This window comes from Marmoricola sp. Leaf446, assembly GCF_001424755.1.
GTDB lineage: Bacteria > Actinomycetota > Actinomycetes > Propionibacteriales > Nocardioidaceae > Marmoricola.
Genome location: NZ_LMRF01000006.1, coordinates 280,481 through 295,269, shown reverse-complemented (window position 1 = coordinate 295,269; position 14,789 = coordinate 280,481). Strand labels below are relative to the sequence as shown.

General features: G+C 72.5%; 17 protein-coding genes and 1 other RNA gene. 10 read left to right on the top strand and 8 right to left on the bottom strand.

What is annotated here, in order from left to right; all coding sequences use genetic code 11:
• The first annotated feature begins 26 nt into the window (after positions 1-26).
• The 5 genes from ASG49_RS16010 (at position 27) to ASG49_RS15995 (ending at position 3,668) form a co-directional block, all read left to right on the top strand.
• Positions 27-872: a trypsin-like serine protease gene (locus ASG49_RS16010; RefSeq protein ID WP_056543791.1), complete on the top strand. Its 846-nt coding sequence runs from the start codon at positions 27-29 to the stop codon at positions 870-872.
• Positions 869-1,813 carry an amidohydrolase family protein gene (locus ASG49_RS16005; RefSeq protein WP_056543788.1) on the top strand — a complete coding sequence of 315 codons (945 nt, stop codon included), beginning with the start codon at positions 869-871 and terminating at the stop codon, positions 1,811-1,813. Before ASG49_RS16010 ends, ASG49_RS16005 begins: the two co-directional genes overlap by 4 nt.
• 59 nt (positions 1,814-1,872) lie before the next feature.
• Positions 1,873-2,242: a transfer-messenger RNA gene (ssrA, locus tag ASG49_RS18405) on the top strand.
• A 152-nt stretch (positions 2,243-2,394) separates the two neighbouring features.
• The gene (locus tag ASG49_RS16000; RefSeq protein ID WP_156384386.1) at positions 2,395-2,811 is read left to right on the top strand and encodes a hypothetical protein; all 417 of its coding nucleotides are present in this window, start codon (positions 2,395-2,397) and stop codon (positions 2,809-2,811) included.
• Positions 2,808-3,668: a hypothetical protein gene (locus ASG49_RS15995; RefSeq protein ID WP_156384385.1), complete on the top strand. Its 861-nt coding sequence runs from the start codon at positions 2,808-2,810 to the stop codon at positions 3,666-3,668. Before ASG49_RS16000 ends, ASG49_RS15995 begins: the two co-directional genes overlap by 4 nt.
• A 35-nt stretch (positions 3,669-3,703) precedes the next feature.
• On the opposite strand, the gene ASG49_RS15990 is transcribed toward ASG49_RS15995, so the two are convergent.
• The 3 genes from ASG49_RS15990 to ASG49_RS15980 form a co-directional block, all read right to left on the bottom strand.
• The gene (locus ASG49_RS15990; protein ID WP_056543781.1) at positions 3,704-4,372 is read right to left on the bottom strand and encodes a methionine ABC transporter permease; all 669 of its coding nucleotides are present in this window, start codon (positions 4,370-4,372) and stop codon (positions 3,704-3,706) included.
• Complete coding sequence (locus tag ASG49_RS15985; protein WP_056543778.1) at positions 4,369-5,397, bottom strand: methionine ABC transporter ATP-binding protein; 1,029 nt, start codon at positions 5,395-5,397, stop codon at positions 4,369-4,371. Before ASG49_RS15985 ends, ASG49_RS15990 begins: the two co-directional genes overlap by 4 nt.
• A 50-nt stretch (positions 5,398-5,447) precedes the next feature.
• On the bottom strand, positions 5,448-6,386 hold the full coding sequence (locus tag ASG49_RS15980) for a MetQ/NlpA family ABC transporter substrate-binding protein (RefSeq protein WP_056543775.1): 939 nt from the start codon (positions 6,384-6,386) through the stop codon (positions 5,448-5,450).
• A 347-nt stretch (positions 6,387-6,733) separates the two neighbouring features.
• On the opposite strand from ASG49_RS15980, the gene ASG49_RS15975 reads away from it, so the two are divergent.
• A complete protein-coding gene (locus ASG49_RS15975; RefSeq protein WP_056543772.1) occupies positions 6,734-7,366 on the top strand; it encodes a PepSY domain-containing protein in 633 nt (210 codons plus the stop codon).
• 16 nt (positions 7,367-7,382) lie between these two features.
• Here the strand turns inward: ASG49_RS15975 and ASG49_RS15970 are convergent, their stop codons facing one another.
• From ASG49_RS15970 to ASG49_RS15950, 5 genes are all read right to left on the bottom strand, one after another.
• Positions 7,383-7,565 (bottom strand): hypothetical protein, encoded by a 183-nt coding sequence (locus tag ASG49_RS15970; RefSeq protein ID WP_056543768.1) that lies wholly within the window; start codon positions 7,563-7,565, stop codon positions 7,383-7,385.
• A 63-nt stretch (positions 7,566-7,628) separates the two neighbouring features.
• Positions 7,629-8,024: a Fur family transcriptional regulator gene (locus ASG49_RS15965; RefSeq protein WP_056543766.1), complete on the bottom strand. Its 396-nt coding sequence runs from the start codon at positions 8,022-8,024 to the stop codon at positions 7,629-7,631.
• Positions 8,011-9,006: a metal ABC transporter permease gene (locus ASG49_RS15960; protein WP_056543763.1), complete on the bottom strand. Its 996-nt coding sequence runs from the start codon at positions 9,004-9,006 to the stop codon at positions 8,011-8,013. Before ASG49_RS15960 ends, ASG49_RS15965 begins: the two co-directional genes overlap by 14 nt.
• A complete protein-coding gene (locus ASG49_RS15955; protein ID WP_235562128.1) occupies positions 9,006-9,842 on the bottom strand; it encodes a metal ABC transporter ATP-binding protein in 837 nt (278 codons plus the stop codon). The genes ASG49_RS15960 and ASG49_RS15955 overlap by 1 nt, the downstream gene beginning before the upstream one ends.
• On the bottom strand, positions 9,839-10,822 hold the full coding sequence (locus ASG49_RS15950) for a metal ABC transporter substrate-binding protein (protein WP_056543757.1): 984 nt from the start codon (positions 10,820-10,822) through the stop codon (positions 9,839-9,841). Before ASG49_RS15950 ends, ASG49_RS15955 begins: the two co-directional genes overlap by 4 nt.
• Positions 10,823-10,917: 95 nt before the next feature.
• Between ASG49_RS15950 and ASG49_RS15945 the strand changes: the two genes are divergently transcribed.
• The 4 genes from ASG49_RS15945 (at position 10,918) to dusB (ending at position 14,689) form a co-directional block, all read left to right on the top strand.
• A complete protein-coding gene (locus tag ASG49_RS15945) occupies positions 10,918-11,229 on the top strand; it encodes an antibiotic biosynthesis monooxygenase family protein (protein ID WP_056543754.1) in 312 nt (103 codons plus the stop codon).
• 85 nt (positions 11,230-11,314) lie between these two features.
• Positions 11,315-12,727, top strand: coding sequence for a glycine--tRNA ligase (locus ASG49_RS15940; protein ID WP_056543751.1), 1,413 nt, complete (start codon positions 11,315-11,317; stop codon positions 12,725-12,727).
• Between the two features lie 47 nt (positions 12,728-12,774).
• The gene (locus ASG49_RS15935) at positions 12,775-13,443 is read left to right on the top strand and encodes a hypothetical protein (RefSeq protein WP_056543748.1); all 669 of its coding nucleotides are present in this window, start codon (positions 12,775-12,777) and stop codon (positions 13,441-13,443) included.
• A 115-nt stretch (positions 13,444-13,558) separates the two neighbouring features.
• Positions 13,559-14,689, top strand: coding sequence for a tRNA dihydrouridine synthase DusB (gene dusB, locus ASG49_RS15930; RefSeq protein ID WP_200936396.1), 1,131 nt, complete (start codon positions 13,559-13,561; stop codon positions 14,687-14,689).
• Positions 14,690-14,789 lie beyond the last annotated feature (100 nt).

Below are 14,789 nucleotides of genomic sequence, written 5' to 3'. Positions count from 1 at the left end.
TCCTCGGACCTCGGAAGGCAGCACCCATGCACCCACGACACCTCCTCGCGGCGTTCGCCGCCGCTCTCGTCGCCCCGCTGGCACTCGCCGCCCCGGCGTCGGCCAGCACCGGCGGCACCCCCGACGGTGAGCGGCACCCCAACGTCGGCCTGCTCGTCTCCTACACCGACACCGGCCGCTACCGCTGCAGCGGCACCCTGGTCAGCCCGACGGTCGTGCTGACCGCGGCGCACTGCACCGACGGGGTCGACGGGAAGGTCGCGATCGACTTCGACTCGGTCATCGCCGAGGCCCCGCCCTCGCCGCTGCCTGTCGCGGCCGACGTCGACGCGGGCTACACGCAGACCGAGCTCGAGAAGGCCGGCTACTTGTCGGGCACGCCCTCCACCCACCCGGACTACTCCGACTTCACCGATCCCCGCAACTGGAACGACGTCGGCGTCGTCGTGCTTGACCGGCCCGTGTCGGGGATCGCCCCGGCCTCGATCGCGGGCCTTGGCACGCTGGACCGCATCAAGACCTCCGACCTGTCCAAGACGCTGTTCACCGCCGTCGGCTACGGCACCGAGGTGCGCAAGCCGGACAACGGACCGCAGAAGCCGCAGCCGATGAGCTACCCCCTGATCCGGCGCTACGTCGACATGCCGGGCCAGAAGCTGACGCCGCAGATCCTGCAGACCAACGGCAACCCCAACGACAACAAGGGCACCGGCGGCACCTGCTTCGGCGACTCCGGTGGCCCGGTGTTCTACCAGGGCAGGATCGTCGCGGTCACCAGCTACGGCTACACCGACAACTGCCGCTACCTCGGCGGCTACCAGCGGGTCGACATCACCGCCGCCCAGGACTGGCTGGCAACGTTCGGCCTGTGACCGACGGCCTGCCCGCGGAGCTCTTCGCCTCCGACGAGCCCGAGGTCGCACCCGTGTGGCGCGCCCTCGGGCTCCCGGGTCTCTTCGACGTCCACGTCCACTTCCTGCCGCAGTCGATCCAGGACAAGGTCTGGGCGGTCTTCGACCAGGCGGGCCCCAAGATCGGTCGTGACTGGCCGATCCGCTACCGCGAGCCCCACGCCCACCGGGTCGCGCAGCTGCGGGCGCTGGGCGTACGCCGCTTCTCGGCGCTGCCCTACGCGCACCGGCCCGGCGTCGCGACCTGGCTCAACGACTGGGCGCGCGACTTCGCCGCCGAGGTCGAGGAGTGCCTGTGGTCGGCGACGTTCTACCCCGAGGAGGGCGTGGCCGACTACGTCGAGGCGTCGATCGAGGCGGGGGTGGAGGTGTTCAAGCTGCACACCCAGGTGGGGGAGTTCGCCCTCGACGACCCGTTGCTCGACGGGGCGTGGGGCCTGGTCGAGGACGCCGGGGTCCCCGTCGTCACCCACGTGGGGTCGGGCCCGGTCGGCAACGCGTTCACCGGGCCGGCGTACCTCCGACGGCTGCTGGAGCGGCACCCTCGGCTGCCCGTCGTGGTTGCCCACATGGGCGCCCCGGAGTACGCCGATTTCCTCGAGCTCGCCGAGACCCACAAGCACGTGCGGCTGGACACCACGATGGTGTTCACCGACTTCTTCGACGGCGACGCGCCTTACCCCCACGACCTGCTGCCGCGGCTGGCCGACCTCGGCGACAAGGTGCTGCTCGGCAGCGACTTCCCGACCATCCCCTACCCCTACCGCGAGCAGCTCGACGGCCTGCTCGCGCTGGGGGAGCGCCACCCGGGGCTCGGGGAGGACTGGCTGCGCCGGGTGCTGTGGCACAACGGGGTCGAGCTGTTCGGGGCGCCGGCCACGCCGCCGGGCACCCGCCCCTGACCGGTACGGGAATGCCGATGTCGGTCCGCGCGGTTACACTGGCGCTGCACAACTCAAGAGGGGCTGATTGGTTTCGACTGGGGTCGTTGGTCCCAGGAGAAGCGGGTCGAGAAGCCAACGTCATCTCGTAAACGTCCGTTGGAAACCACAAGTGCCGACTCCAATCGCACTGACTTCGAACTCGCTGCCTGAGCAGTGATCGGAGCGTCAGACCGGGCATCTGCCCTCGTCCCGGACCCTGACGTCATCTAGAGGGCTTGCTGATCGACTCCTGTCAGGAGGGTCGATCGGGACTTTTTCCTGACTGGGCCCGTCGGCGACCTGTTCGTGGGAGCGCCGGGGCCGAGAAAAGCGACATCACGAACTGCACCCGGAGAAGACCTGGCACGGCGCTCTAGGACGCGGGTTCGATTCCCGCCAGCTCCACCATCACCACAGCCCTCACGAGGAGACGCCCCACGGCCACCGGCCCGGGGCGTCTCGCACGTCCGGGCACGCGTGGGCCGTGTGTCGAGCCGTCGAGCCCGCGGTTCCGGACCATTGCCCGGCGGCAGGGGCGGCTCGGGACCGATACTGACGTCATGGCCGTGACCGACGCCCGCGATGCAGCCCACGCCGACGCCGCTGCTCGGCGCCGGCCGCGGCCACGGGTCGTGGTGTGGACGACCGTCGCCGTCACCGCGCTGGTGGTCGCTGGCTACCTCGTCGGGCTCCGTTCGCCGTGGTCGGCGCACCATCCCCAGGTCGTGTCCGGGACGGCGTCGCGGGTGGCGGCGGACGTCCCGGTCGCGACCTTCACGACCGAGGGCGGCGAGGACGTCTGGTTTGCGCTCGAGGACGTGGTGTGGAGGTCCGGGGAGGAGACCGGTGACGACACCGTGCCGCCGTGCCTGCGTGAGAGCGGGGTCAGGGTCGAGGTCGAGGTCGGTCTTCTCGAGGTGACGCGTCCGTTCGGGTCCGGGTCCTACCCCCATGTCCTCTCGGTGACGTGCCGGTGACCGACGAGCAGACGACGACCGGCCCAGCACCCGAGCTGGTCGGATCGGGATGGGTCCTGGAGTCGCCGGACCACGGCCCCCAGCTGTGCCTCGGGTTCCTGATGACGTCCAACCCGCCCCAGGGCAGCGGACCCGACATCACCAACTGGGACTGGGCGTCGGTCACCGGCCACGAGACGCTCGACGGGACCACCTGGGGTGACTACACGGTCGTCGGCACCTGTGCCCGCGGCGTGTTCACCCTCACCCGGCCCCCGGTGGCGCGGCCCGTCGCACCGGTCTCCGAGGTCCCGGACGTCGACCCGCACGACTTCGACGACGACCCGGGGCCGACCGCTTCGCCGGTGTCGGACGTGGCCCCGTGCGTGCCGCCGCCGGGCGGGTGGCGGGTCGTCGACCACGCCACCACGACCGCGGAGGCGATGGAGGACACACTGCACGCGGCGAGCCTGCTGCCCGGCTTCGTGGACTCGTGGCTGGAGGACCTCGACACCTCGCTGGACGGCGAGCTCGACGACAGCGGCGAACCGCTCGACGCCGGTCGGTTGCCCGAACCGGACCAGGCCGTGCTGCACGTGGTGGTCTCCGGCGACGCCCGGCAGACAGAGGCGACGCTGCGCCGGACGTGGGGTGGCGCGCTGTGCGTCACCCGACGGGTCGGCATCACCGCCCAGCGGCTCCGACGCATCGTCGAGGAGGTGCACATCCGGCCGGGGGTGCTCACCACCAGCGCCGGCCGCAGCCGGGTCAGTGCCTACGTCGTCCACGACGACGGCAGCCTCCAGGACGAGCTCGACGGTCGCTACGGACCCGGCCGGGTGCACGTGCACTCCGCGCTCCGGCCCTACCGCGGCTGAGGGACACGGACCGGGGGTGCGACCCGGGCGGCCACCTACCGCCGCAGCACCCGGCGGGCGAGGACGTTGCCGAGCAGCTGCACGAGCTGGACGAGGACGACGATGATCAGCACGGCGGTCCAGGTGACGACGGTGTCGAACTGGCGGTAGCCGTACTGCAGGGCGAAGTTGCCCAGGCCGCCGCCACCGACGACGCCCGCGATGGCGGACATGTCGACGATCGCCACGAAGGCGTAGGTGTAGCCGAGGATGAGCGGGCCCAGGGCCTCGGGCACCAGCACGGTGCCGATGATGCGCAGCCGGCTGGCGCCCACCGAGCGGGCGGCCTCGATGACCCCGGGCCGCACGGTGACGAGGTTCTGCTCGACGATCCGGCTGATGCCGAAGGCCGCGGCGAGGGTGAGGGCGAAGATGATCGCCCGGTTGCCGATGCCGATGCCCACGACCACCCGGGCCAGGGGCTGCACGGCCGCGATGAAGATGACGAACGGGATCGGCCGGAAGAAGTTCACCAGCACGTTGAGGGTCAGGTTGGCCGCCCGGCTGGCGTACAGGCCACCGCGCCGCGTCACGTAGAGCGCGAGCCCGAGCAGCAGCCCGAGCAGGCCGCCGAGGAAGAGCGTGATGGCGACGATGTAGAGCGTCTCGAAGGTCGCCTGCCACACCAGCGACCAGAGGTCGGGGAGGTTGGTGTCGAGGTTCATCGGGCCAGCTCCTGGGTGGGGACGAGGTCGGCCAGGGCGTTGACGGCGTCGTCGACCGCAGCGGCGTCACCGTCCAGCGCGAGGGTGAGGTTGCCGAAGGTGTCGCCCTGCACCTCCTCGATGCCGCCGTAGACCAGCTCGAAGCGCACCTCGCGCCGCAGCAGCTCGGCGAACACATCGGCCTGCCGGGTCTCGGAGCCGCGGAAGGCGAGCTTGACGAAGCGGCCGGGGTGGCGCGCCCGGAGCGCGTCGAGCACCTCCGGGGCCGGCTCGTCGTCGATGATCGTGCCGACGAAGCGCCGGGTGACGGGCTGCTGCGGGGCCGAGAGAACCTCCAGCGTGGGGCCCTCCTCGACCACGCGACCGGCCTCCATCACCAGGACCCGGTGGGCGAGCGAGCGCACCACCTCCATCTCGTGGGTGATGACGACGATGGTGATGCCGAGCTCCCGGTTGACCCGGCGCAGCAGCGCGAGGACCTCCTCGGTCGTCTCGGGGTCCAGCGCGCTGGTCGACTCGTCGGCCAGCAGCAGGCTGGGGGAGGTGGCGAGCGCCCGGGCGATGCCGACGCGCTGCTTCTGCCCGCCGGAGAGCTGGTCGGGGTAGGAGTGCGCCTTGTCGGCCAGACCCACGAAGTGCAGCAGGTCCGAGATCCGCCTGGCCTGGTCGGCCTTGCTGACGCCGGCCACCTGGAGCGGGTAGGCGACGTTGCCCCACACCGTGCGGGAGTCGAAGAGGTTGAACTGCTGGAAGATCATCCCGATCCCCAGCCGCACCTGCCGCAGCTCCTTCTCGCGCAGCGTGGTGATCTCGCGCCCGTCGACGCGGACGCTGCCCGAAGTCGTCGACTCGAGCGCGTTGATCAGGCGCACCAGCGTGGACTTGCCGGCGCCGGAGTAGCCGACGATCCCGACGATCTCTCCCGCCTCGACGCTCAGGTCGACGCCGCGGATCGCCTCGACGGCGGTGCCGCCGCGGGTGGCGGGGAAGGTCTTGTGCACGTCGCGCAGCTCGACCAGGGCCATGGTGCTTCCTCNNGGGGCGCCGGCGTCGTGCCGGCGCCCCGCGGCGGGTGCTACTGCTGGGCGGCGGTCTCGGCCTCGACCTCGTCGAGCGTCTTCTGCAGCTCGGACTCGGGGAGCTTGACGAACTCCGCGGTGCCGCCGGAGACCTCGTCGGCGCCGTCGAGCACGGCCTGGGTGTCCTGGTAGATCTTCACGAGCCTGAGGTACGTCGGGTTGTCGCGGTCCTCGGCCCGGACGGCGAAGACGTTGACGTAGGGCAGCGCCTTCGGGTCGCTGGCGTCGTCCTTGGCGATGGCGTCGTCGAACTGCAGCCCCGCCTTCTCCACGAAGTCGTTGTTGATGACGGCGGCGGCGACGTCGGGCAGCGAGGTGGGGGTCAGGTCGGCCTTGATCGCCTTGACCTCGACCTGGGAGGCGCCCTGGTCGATGTCGGCGAGCGTGGAGTAGATGCTGCCGCCGTCCTCGAGCTCGACCAGCCCCTGCGACTGCAGCAGCAGCAGCGCACGGGCCTGGTTGCTGTCGTCGTCGGGGACGACGACGGTGTCGCCCTGCTCGATGTCCTCGACCGAGTCGACCTTGCTCGAGTAGAGCGCCAGCGGGTAGATCGCGGTGGAGCCGAGCGGGGCCAGGTCGGCGTCGTTGCCGGTGTTGTACTCCGAGAGGTAGACGAGGTGCTGGAACTGGTTGACGTCCAGCTCGCCCTCGCTCAGCGCCGGGTTGAGCTGGGCGTAGTCGGCGAAGTCCTTGACCTCGAGGTCGATGCCCTCCTTCGCCGCGGCGTCCTTGAAGGTCTGCCAGTAGGGGTCGCTGGCGCCGACGGTGCCGAGCGTGACCTTGGTGGTCTCCTGGCCGCCGGCCGCGGCGTCGTCACCGCCCCGCACCAGGAAGAACGCCGCGACGAGGGCGGCGACGACGAGGACGGCCAGGCCGACGAGCAGCGGCTTGGTGCGCGACTTCGGCGGGGCGATCTGGGGGAGTGGCTCGGACATGGTGGTGCCTTTCGGGAGGACGTGGAGCGGGGACGGGGCGGCGTACGTGCCCCGGGAGGACGTGGTGACTGGGACGGCTCGTGAGCTGGTGCCGGGCCCGCGCGGCGCGGCTCGAGGCGGCGGGGCGGGCAGGGACTCAGCAGCAGGGGCAGCGCGAGCTAAGACAACAAACCCGAGCGAGAAACTCTGCAATCACGTTCCTGAGAGTAGCCTCGCAAACCCGTGGCCGACGAATCGGGACGGGGTGCCGGGGGTGTGGGCTCCGTCACCGCGCGACCGACGGTGGATGAGAGCCCTCTCATGGTGTCCTCACGAACGGCTCACCGCTGCCCGACAGCATCCACGTCATGACCACGACGACCCTCCGCGCGACCGCTGCGGCCGCCCTCGCCGCCCTGGTGCTCACCGGCTGCGGCGGCGACCCCGCCCCCTCCGACGACGAGCGCCGCGAGGCCGAGGATGCGGCGCTGGCCGCCGTCGGCTCGGGGCGGGTGACCGACGTCAGCGTCGGGGACGACGACGACCGCTACGCCTTCGAGGTGGAGGTCGAGACCGACGACGGCCAGGACGTCGACGTCGAGCTCGACGACTCCTACGAGGTGCTCGACCGGGCCGAGCTCGACGAGGACCTCGCGGCCGCCGGTGGCGACGTGTCCTCCACGCCGAGCCCCACCCCCGGTGACGACGCCAGCGACGACGCCGGCGACGACGCGGGCAACGACGCGGGCGACGACGCTGGCGACGACAGCAGCCCGCAGGCCGGCTCGGGCCGGGTCGACGACGACACCCCGCTGCGGGGCGACGTTCGCCGGCAGGCGACACGGGCCGCGCTCGCCGAGGTCGGGAGCGGACGCGTCACCGAGGCGACGTACGCCGACCGCGACGAGGACCACGCCTACGAGGTCGAGGTGGAGCGCGGCGACGACGACGTCACCGTCGAGCTGGACCGGCGCTACCGCGTCACCCAGGTCGAGGACTGAGCCCCGGAGCCGTGCCTCAGCCGAGCCCGACGGTGCGCAGCAGCCACTCGACGTCGGTGTCGAACTCGCCGCGCTGGTAGGGCAGCGGACCCGGGTCCTGGGTCGCGACCATGTCCTCGGGGGCGATCGGGTCGGGCAGCCGGGCGTACTTGCTGCGCGACGCGACTGCCGGCGACGGTGCGACGACGGGCTCGGCCATGGCCACCTCCTGGGGTCCCACCAGCGTACGCCGGTCCGGCGGACCGCCCACCGGCCGCGACCCTCAGCAGTTGGCGCAGGTGCCGAAGACCTCGAGGGTGTGGCTGACGTCGCGGAAGCCGGACTCCTCGGCGACGCTGCGGGTCCACCGCTCCACCGCGGGACCCTCGATCTCCACGGTGGCCCCGCAGGACCGGCAGACCAGGTGGTGGTGGTGGGTGCCGCTGCAGCGGCGGTAGCTGCTCTCGCCGGCCTCGGTGCGCAGCGAGTCCACCTCGCCGGCGTCGGCCAGCGACTGCAGGGTGCGGTAGACCGTCGAGAGCCCGACCGGCTCTCCCCGGGCCTCCAGCAGGGCGTGGATCTCCTGCGCGGTGCGGAACTCCGCGCTCACCTCGAGCGCCGCGGCGATGGCCCGGCGCTGCCGCGTGGGCCGCCCGAGCGCCGGCTCAGTGCTCGTCATAGTGGCGCCCGTGGACGGCGTGGCGGTGGCCGTCGTGCACGTAGTCGACGTGGTCCCCGTGCTCGACCGCGACGTGCCCGCAGGCGGGGCCGTGGTCGTGGGGGTGCGGGTCGGTCTCGAGGTGGTCGGCCGGGTCCAGCTCCACGAACGGCGCCCGCAGCCGGGCCCGGTGCCGCAGCCACGCGCCCACCGGCCAGGTGGCCAGGAACCCGGCGAGGGACAGCAGCACGATCGCGGGTCCCGGGGCCACCGTGGCGGAGCCGGAGACCAGCGCCGAGAGCGTCAGCCCGCCGACCGAGGCCGCGGTGCCCAGCACCATGGCGGCCGCCAGCGTCGTGCGGAAGGTGCGGCTCAGCTGCTGCGCGGTCGCGACCGGCACCACCATCAGGGCCGAGACGAGCAGCAGCCCGACGGTGCGCATCGCGACGGTGACGGTGACGGCGGCGAGCACCGCGACGAGCAGGTTGTACGCCCGGACGCGCAGCCCGGCGACCCGGGCGAACTCCTGGTCGTGGGCGATCGCGAACAGCTGCGGGGCCAGGCCGACCGCGCACAGCACCACCACGGCCGCCAGCACCATCGTCACCAGGATGTCGCCGAGCGAGATCGTGGTGATCGCGCCGAAGAGGTACTCCTGGAGCCGGGCCGCGCTCTGCCCGCCCAGCCCGGTGAGCAGCACGCCGCCGGCGAGGCCGCCGTAGAAGAGCAGGGCGAGCGCCACGTCGCCGTTGGTGTGGCCGCGCTCGCGGACCAGCTCCATCGCCACCGCGCCCAGGATCGCGACCACGACCGCCGTCCAGGTCGGGGAGGTGCCGGTCAGCAGGCCCAGCGCGACGCCGGTGACCGCGACGTGGCCGATGCCGTCGCCCATGAGGGCCATCCGGCGCTGCACGAGGTAGGTGCCGATGGCCGGGGCGGCCAGCCCGGTGAACAGCGCGGCGATCAGCGCCCGCTGCATGAACTCGTAGGTGAACAGCTCCATCAGCCACGCTCCAGGGGGGCCGCGACGTGCGGGGTGTGGTCGTGACCGCCGCGGTGCCCGGTCGTGCTCGGGTGGTCGTGGTGGTGGTGGGCGTGCGGCTCGCCGAAGGTGGCGTCGTGGACCTCGTGGTCGCCGAGTGGCGCCCCGTCGTAGGCCACCCGGCCGTCACGCATCACCACGGCCCGGGTGACCAGGGGGGCGAGCGGGCCGAGCTCGTGGGCGACCAGCACGATGGTCGCGCCGCGGTCCTTGAGACGACCGAGGGCCTCGGCGAGCGCCACCTGATTGGGCAGGTCGACTCCGGCCGTCGGCTCGTCGAGGAAGAACAGGTCAGGCTGGCCCGCGAGCGCCCGCGCGATCAGCACGCGCTGCTGCTGGCCGCCGGAGAGCTGGGAGATGCTCTCGCGGGAGCGGCCGGCGAGCCCGACCACCTCGAGGGCGTCGTGGATGGCCGCGCGGTCGGCGCGCGAGAGCGGGCGCAGCAGCCGGCGGCGGGTGAGGCGGCCCGAGGCGACGACCTCCCACACCGAGGCGGGCACCCCGCTCCCGGCACCGCTGCGCTGGGGCACGAAGCCGATCCGGTCGCGGTCGGCCAGCTCCTCGGGGGCGTGGCCGAAGACCCGCAGCCGCCCGGCCGTGAGCGGGAGCAGCCCGGTCAACGCCCGCACCAGCGTGGACTTGCCGGAGCCGTTGGCGCCCATCAGCGCCAGGAAGTCGCCGGTGCGCACGGTGAGGTCGACGTGACGCAGCACCGGGCGGCCGCCGAGGGCGACCGCCCCGCCCTCGAGCCGCACCGGCAGCTCGGGGTCGTCCGTGGTCGTGGGGGAGGTGCTCACCGGCAGCCGTTGGCCTTCTGCAGCGCGGCCAGGTTGGCCCGCATCAGCGAGAGGTAGTCATCGTCGGAGGTCTGGTCGGACAGGCCCTCGACCGGGTCGAGCACGGCCGTGGTGACACCCGCGTCGCGCGCCAGCGACTCGCTGAGCCGCGGGCTGACCAGCCGCTCGGAGAAGACGGTCGTGATGCCGTCGCTGCCGATGAGGTCCTGCAGGCGGGCGAGGTCGGCCGGGGTCGGCTCGGCGCCGGGGGACAGGCCGGCGATGGGCTCCATCGTCAGACCGTACTTCTCCAGGTAGCCGAAGGCGTCGTGGGAGACCACCACGGTGTCGCGCTCGCAGCCGGCCAGCCCCTCGGCGTACGCCGTGTCGAGGTCGGTCAGCTCGCCGCGCAGCCGCTCGGCGTTGGCGGCGTACTCCTCGGCGTGGTCGGGGTCGGCCTCGGACAGCTTCGCGGCCACCGCGTCGGCCAGCCGGGCCATCCGCTCCGGGTCCTGCCAGAAGTGGGGGTCGACGTCCCCGTGGTCGTGGCCCTCCTCCTCGGAGTGGCCCTCCTCGTCGGCGTGCTCGGCGTGCTCCTCGGCGCTCTCGCCGGCGTGCTCCTCGTCGGCCGGCAGCAGCTCGACGACGTCGGCCGCGTCGACGACCTCGCCCTGGGCGTTCTGCTCGACCGCGTCGTCCACGGCCGGCTGGAAGCCGGACTCGACGACCAGCACGTCGGCGTCGACGATCTTCGCGGTCTCGGTCGGCGGGATCTCGAGGTCGTGAGGCTCGCCGCCGGGCCTGGTCAGGTTGGCGACCTCGGCCCGGTCGCCCGCGACCTGCTGGCTCACCCAGGCGAGCGGGTAGAACGCCGCCACCACCTGGAGCCCGTCGCTGCTGCTCGGTCCGGACCCGGCGCCGTCCCCGGAGAAGGCGGCGCACCCGCTCAGGGCGGACGCGGTGAGCAGGACGCCGGTCAGGGTGGCGGGGAGCGAGCGCATGACAATGATTCTCAGTTGCAATGAGAATCATTGTCAAACTGAGGCCCGCGACGGGCCCGACCGACGACGCCGCCGGCCGACGTACGCTGCGGCACGTGCTGGTCGTGAACAGGTTCCGGGTGCAGGAGGACGACTCCGCGTTCCGGGGCGACCTGGAGGCGGCGCACGAGGTGATGTCACGGCAGCGCGGCTACGTCTCGGGCGACCTGGGCCGCAACGTCGACGACCCGACGCTGTGGACGATGGTGACCCGCTGGCGCGACGTCGGCAGCTACCGCCGGGCGCTGTCGACGTACGACGTCAAGGTCGGTGCCGTGCCGTTGCTGAGCCGGGCCGTCGACGAGCCCTCGGCCTACGAGCAGCTCGACGGCGAGCTCAACGAGTGGCGCCCCCGAGACCTCGGCTGAGCAGCCCGCCGAGCGTCGTTAGGGTGGACCCTTCGCCCATCGCAGCCAGCGACCGGGCCCGCTTCCTGACCCAGGAGTCCCACCCGTGGCCAAGCCGCCCCCCACGACCGTCGACCACGTCGTCTCGCTCGCCAAGCGCCGGGGGTTCGTCTACCCCTGCGGCGAGATCTACGGCGGCACCAAGTCCGCGTGGGACTACGGCCCGCTCGGCGTCGAGCTCAAGGACAACATCAAGCGGCAGTGGTGGCGCCAGGTCGTCCAGGCCCGCGAGGACGTCGTCGGCCTCGATTCCAGCGTGATCCTGCCGCGCGAGACCTGGGAGGCCTCGGGCCACGTCGCGACCTTCAGCGACCCGCTCACCGAGTGCCAGTCGTGCCACAAGCGGTTCCGGGCCGACCACCTCCAGGAGGAGGCGGCCGAGAAGGCCGCCAAGAAGAGCGGCGCCGAGGTCGACCCCGACCAGGTCTCGCTCGCCGACCTCGCCTGCCCCAACTGCGGCACCCGCGGTGCCTGGACCGAGCCGCGACAGTTCTCGGGCCTGCTCAAGACCTACCTCGGCGTGATCGAGGACGAGAGCGGCCTGCACTACCTGCGCCCCGAGACCGCGCAGGGCATCTTCCTCAACTTCGCCAACGTCGTGACCAGCTCGCGCCGCAAGCCGCCCTTCGGCATCGCCCAGATCGGCAAGAGCTTCCGCAACGAGATCACGCCCGGCAACTTCATCTTCCGCACCCGCGAGTTCGAGCAGATGGAGATGGAGTTCTTCGTCAAGCCCGGCGAGGACGAGGAGTGGCACCAGTACTGGATCGACGAGCGCACCCGCTGGTACGTCGACCTCGGCATCGACCCGGACAACCTGCGCCACTACGAGCACGCGCAGGAGAAGCTGTCCCACTACTCCAAGCGGACCGTCGACATCGAGTACCGCTTCAACTTCGCCGGGTCGGAGTGGGGCGAGCTCGAGGGCATCGCCAACCGCACCGACTTCGACCTCAAGACCCACTCCGAGCACTCCGGCACCGACCTGTCCTACTTCGACCAGGCTGCGGGCGAGCGCTACCTGCCCTACGTCATCGAGCCCGCGGCCGGTCTCTCGCGCAGCCTGATGACGTTCCTGGTCGACGCCTACACCGAGGACGAGGCGCCCAACACCAAGGGGGGCGTGGACAAGCGCACCGTGCTCAAGCTCGACCCGCGCCTGGCCCCGGTCAAGGTCGCCGTGCTGCCGCTGAGCCGCAACGAGGCCCTCACCCCCCGGGCGAGGGCGCTGGCCACCGAGCTGCGCACGCTGTGGAACGTCGAGTTCGACGACGCCGGCGCGATCGGCCGCCGCTACCGCCGCCAGGACGAGATCGGCACGCCCTACTGCGTCACCGTCGACTTCGACACCCTCGAGGACGGCGCGGCCACCGTGCGCGAGCGCGACACCATGTCGCAGGAGCGGATCAGCCTGGAGGGGCTGCGCACCTGGCTGGGCGAGCGACTCCTCGGCTGCTGACCCCGCAATACCGCCCGGAGGGGCGGGCGTGCGGGCACAATGACCGCGTGCCCACGCCCGCCCGCCCGACCCTGCGACCGGCCTCCCGCCTGGTCCTGCCGCTCCTCGCGCTCGCCCTGGTCGCCGCCGGGTGCGGCGGCGGGTCGGAGGCCGGCGACGAGCCGTCGCAGGCCGCGGCCACCCCCTCGACCGACCTGCCCACCGGCGACGTCGACATCCCCGAGGGCGTCACCCCGACCAAGGCCGGCACCGAGCTGGCGTTCGGCGAGACCGCGACGGTGGCCTACGAGCCCAACACCACCAAGGCCTCGGTGCTCGAGCTCACGGTGGCGGAGGTGCAGGCGGGCCGGATCGCCGACCTCGCGGCCTTCCAGCTCGACGCGGCCACCAAGAGGTCGACGCCCTACTACGTCACGGTGCGCGTCGAGAACGTCGGCACCGGCGACCTGGGCGGCGCCGCCGTCCCGCTGTTCGCCGTCGACGGCGCCGACACCCTGATCCAGCCCTCGTCGTTCACCAGCGACTTCGACCGCTGCCCGTCCGAGCCGTTGCCCGAGAAGTTCGGCGAGGGGGCGAGGACGACCGGGTGCCTGGTCTACCTCGTGCCCGACCGCGGCGAGCTGACGGCCGTCAGCTTCCGGCCGCTGCAGACCTTCGAGCCCATCACCTGGGACGGCAAGGTGCTCCCCGCCGCGAAGAAGAAGGCCCGCCGCTGACCGCGTGCGGCCGATTTGAGCGGCTCCCGTCCGGGGCCGCACACTGGTCCCCGTGACGACGTACGCCGCTGGGACCGCCCCGGGGACACCCCTCGGGACCGCTGTCGCCCCGGTGCTGCCGCCGCTGCGCCTCGGCTCTCTCGAGGTGGCGACGCCGGTGGTGCTCGCCCCGATGGCCGGCGTGACCAACGCGGCCTTCCGCCGCCTCTGCGGCGAGCAGGGAGCCGGCCTCTACGTCTGCGAGATGATCACCAGCCGCGGGCTGGTCGAGGGCGACGAGACCACCACCCGGATGCTCGTCTTCGACGAGGCCGAGGAGGTGCGGTCGGTGCAGCTCTACGGCACCGACCCGGCGTACGTCGGCAAGGCGACCGAGATCCTCATCAGCGAGCACGGCGTGGCCCACGTCGACCTCAACTTCGGGTGCCCGGTGCCCAAGGTGACCCGCAAGGGCGGCGGGGCGGCGCTGCCGTGGAAGCGGCGGTTGCTGGCCGAGATCCTCGAGGCGGCCGTGACGGCCGGTGAGCGGCACGGCGTGCCGGTCACGATGAAGACCCGCAAGGGCATCGACGAGGACCACCTGACCTACCGCGACGCCGGCCGCATCGCCCAGGAGACCGGGGTCGCAGCCATCGCGCTGCACGGCCGGACCGCGGTGCAGGGCTACTCCGGCACCGCCGACTGGGACGCGATCGGCGACCTGGTGCAGCACGTCGACATCCCGGTGCTCGGCAACGGTGACGTCTGGGAGGCCTCCGACGCCCTGCGGATGGTCGAGCAGACCGGCGCCGCCGGTGTGGTGGTCGGTCGCGGCTGCCTGGGGCGGCCGTGGCTGTTCCGCGACCTCGCCGACGCGTTCGCCGGGCGCAGCACGACGACGCTGCCGACGCTGGGGGAGGTGGCGGTGATGATGCGTCGCCACGCCGAGCTGCTCGCCGGGCAGCAGCAGAGCGAGGAGTGGGGCTGCAAGGAGTTCCGCAAGCACGTCGCGTGGTACCTCAAGGGCTTCCCCGTCGGGGGTGACCTCCGCCGCGCGTTGGCGCTGGTCAGCGGCCTGGACGAGCTCGACGGCCTGCTCGCGCAGCTCGACCCGGCGGCGCCGTTCCCGGTGCTCGAGCTGGGCACGCCGCGGGGGCGCCAGGGGTCGCCGCGCAAGGGCGTGGCGCTGCCCGAGGGCTGGCTCGACGACACCGACGGGACCGCCTGCGTGGTCCGTGAGGACGCGGCCGAGACCACCGGCGGCTGACCTCCCGGGGCGGGCCCGACGTGGCGAGCCTCACGCCGTGGCCCCGGGACCTCGATTGGCCTCGGGCGTGGGGGCCGTGGTGTCATCGATGCTTGCCCTG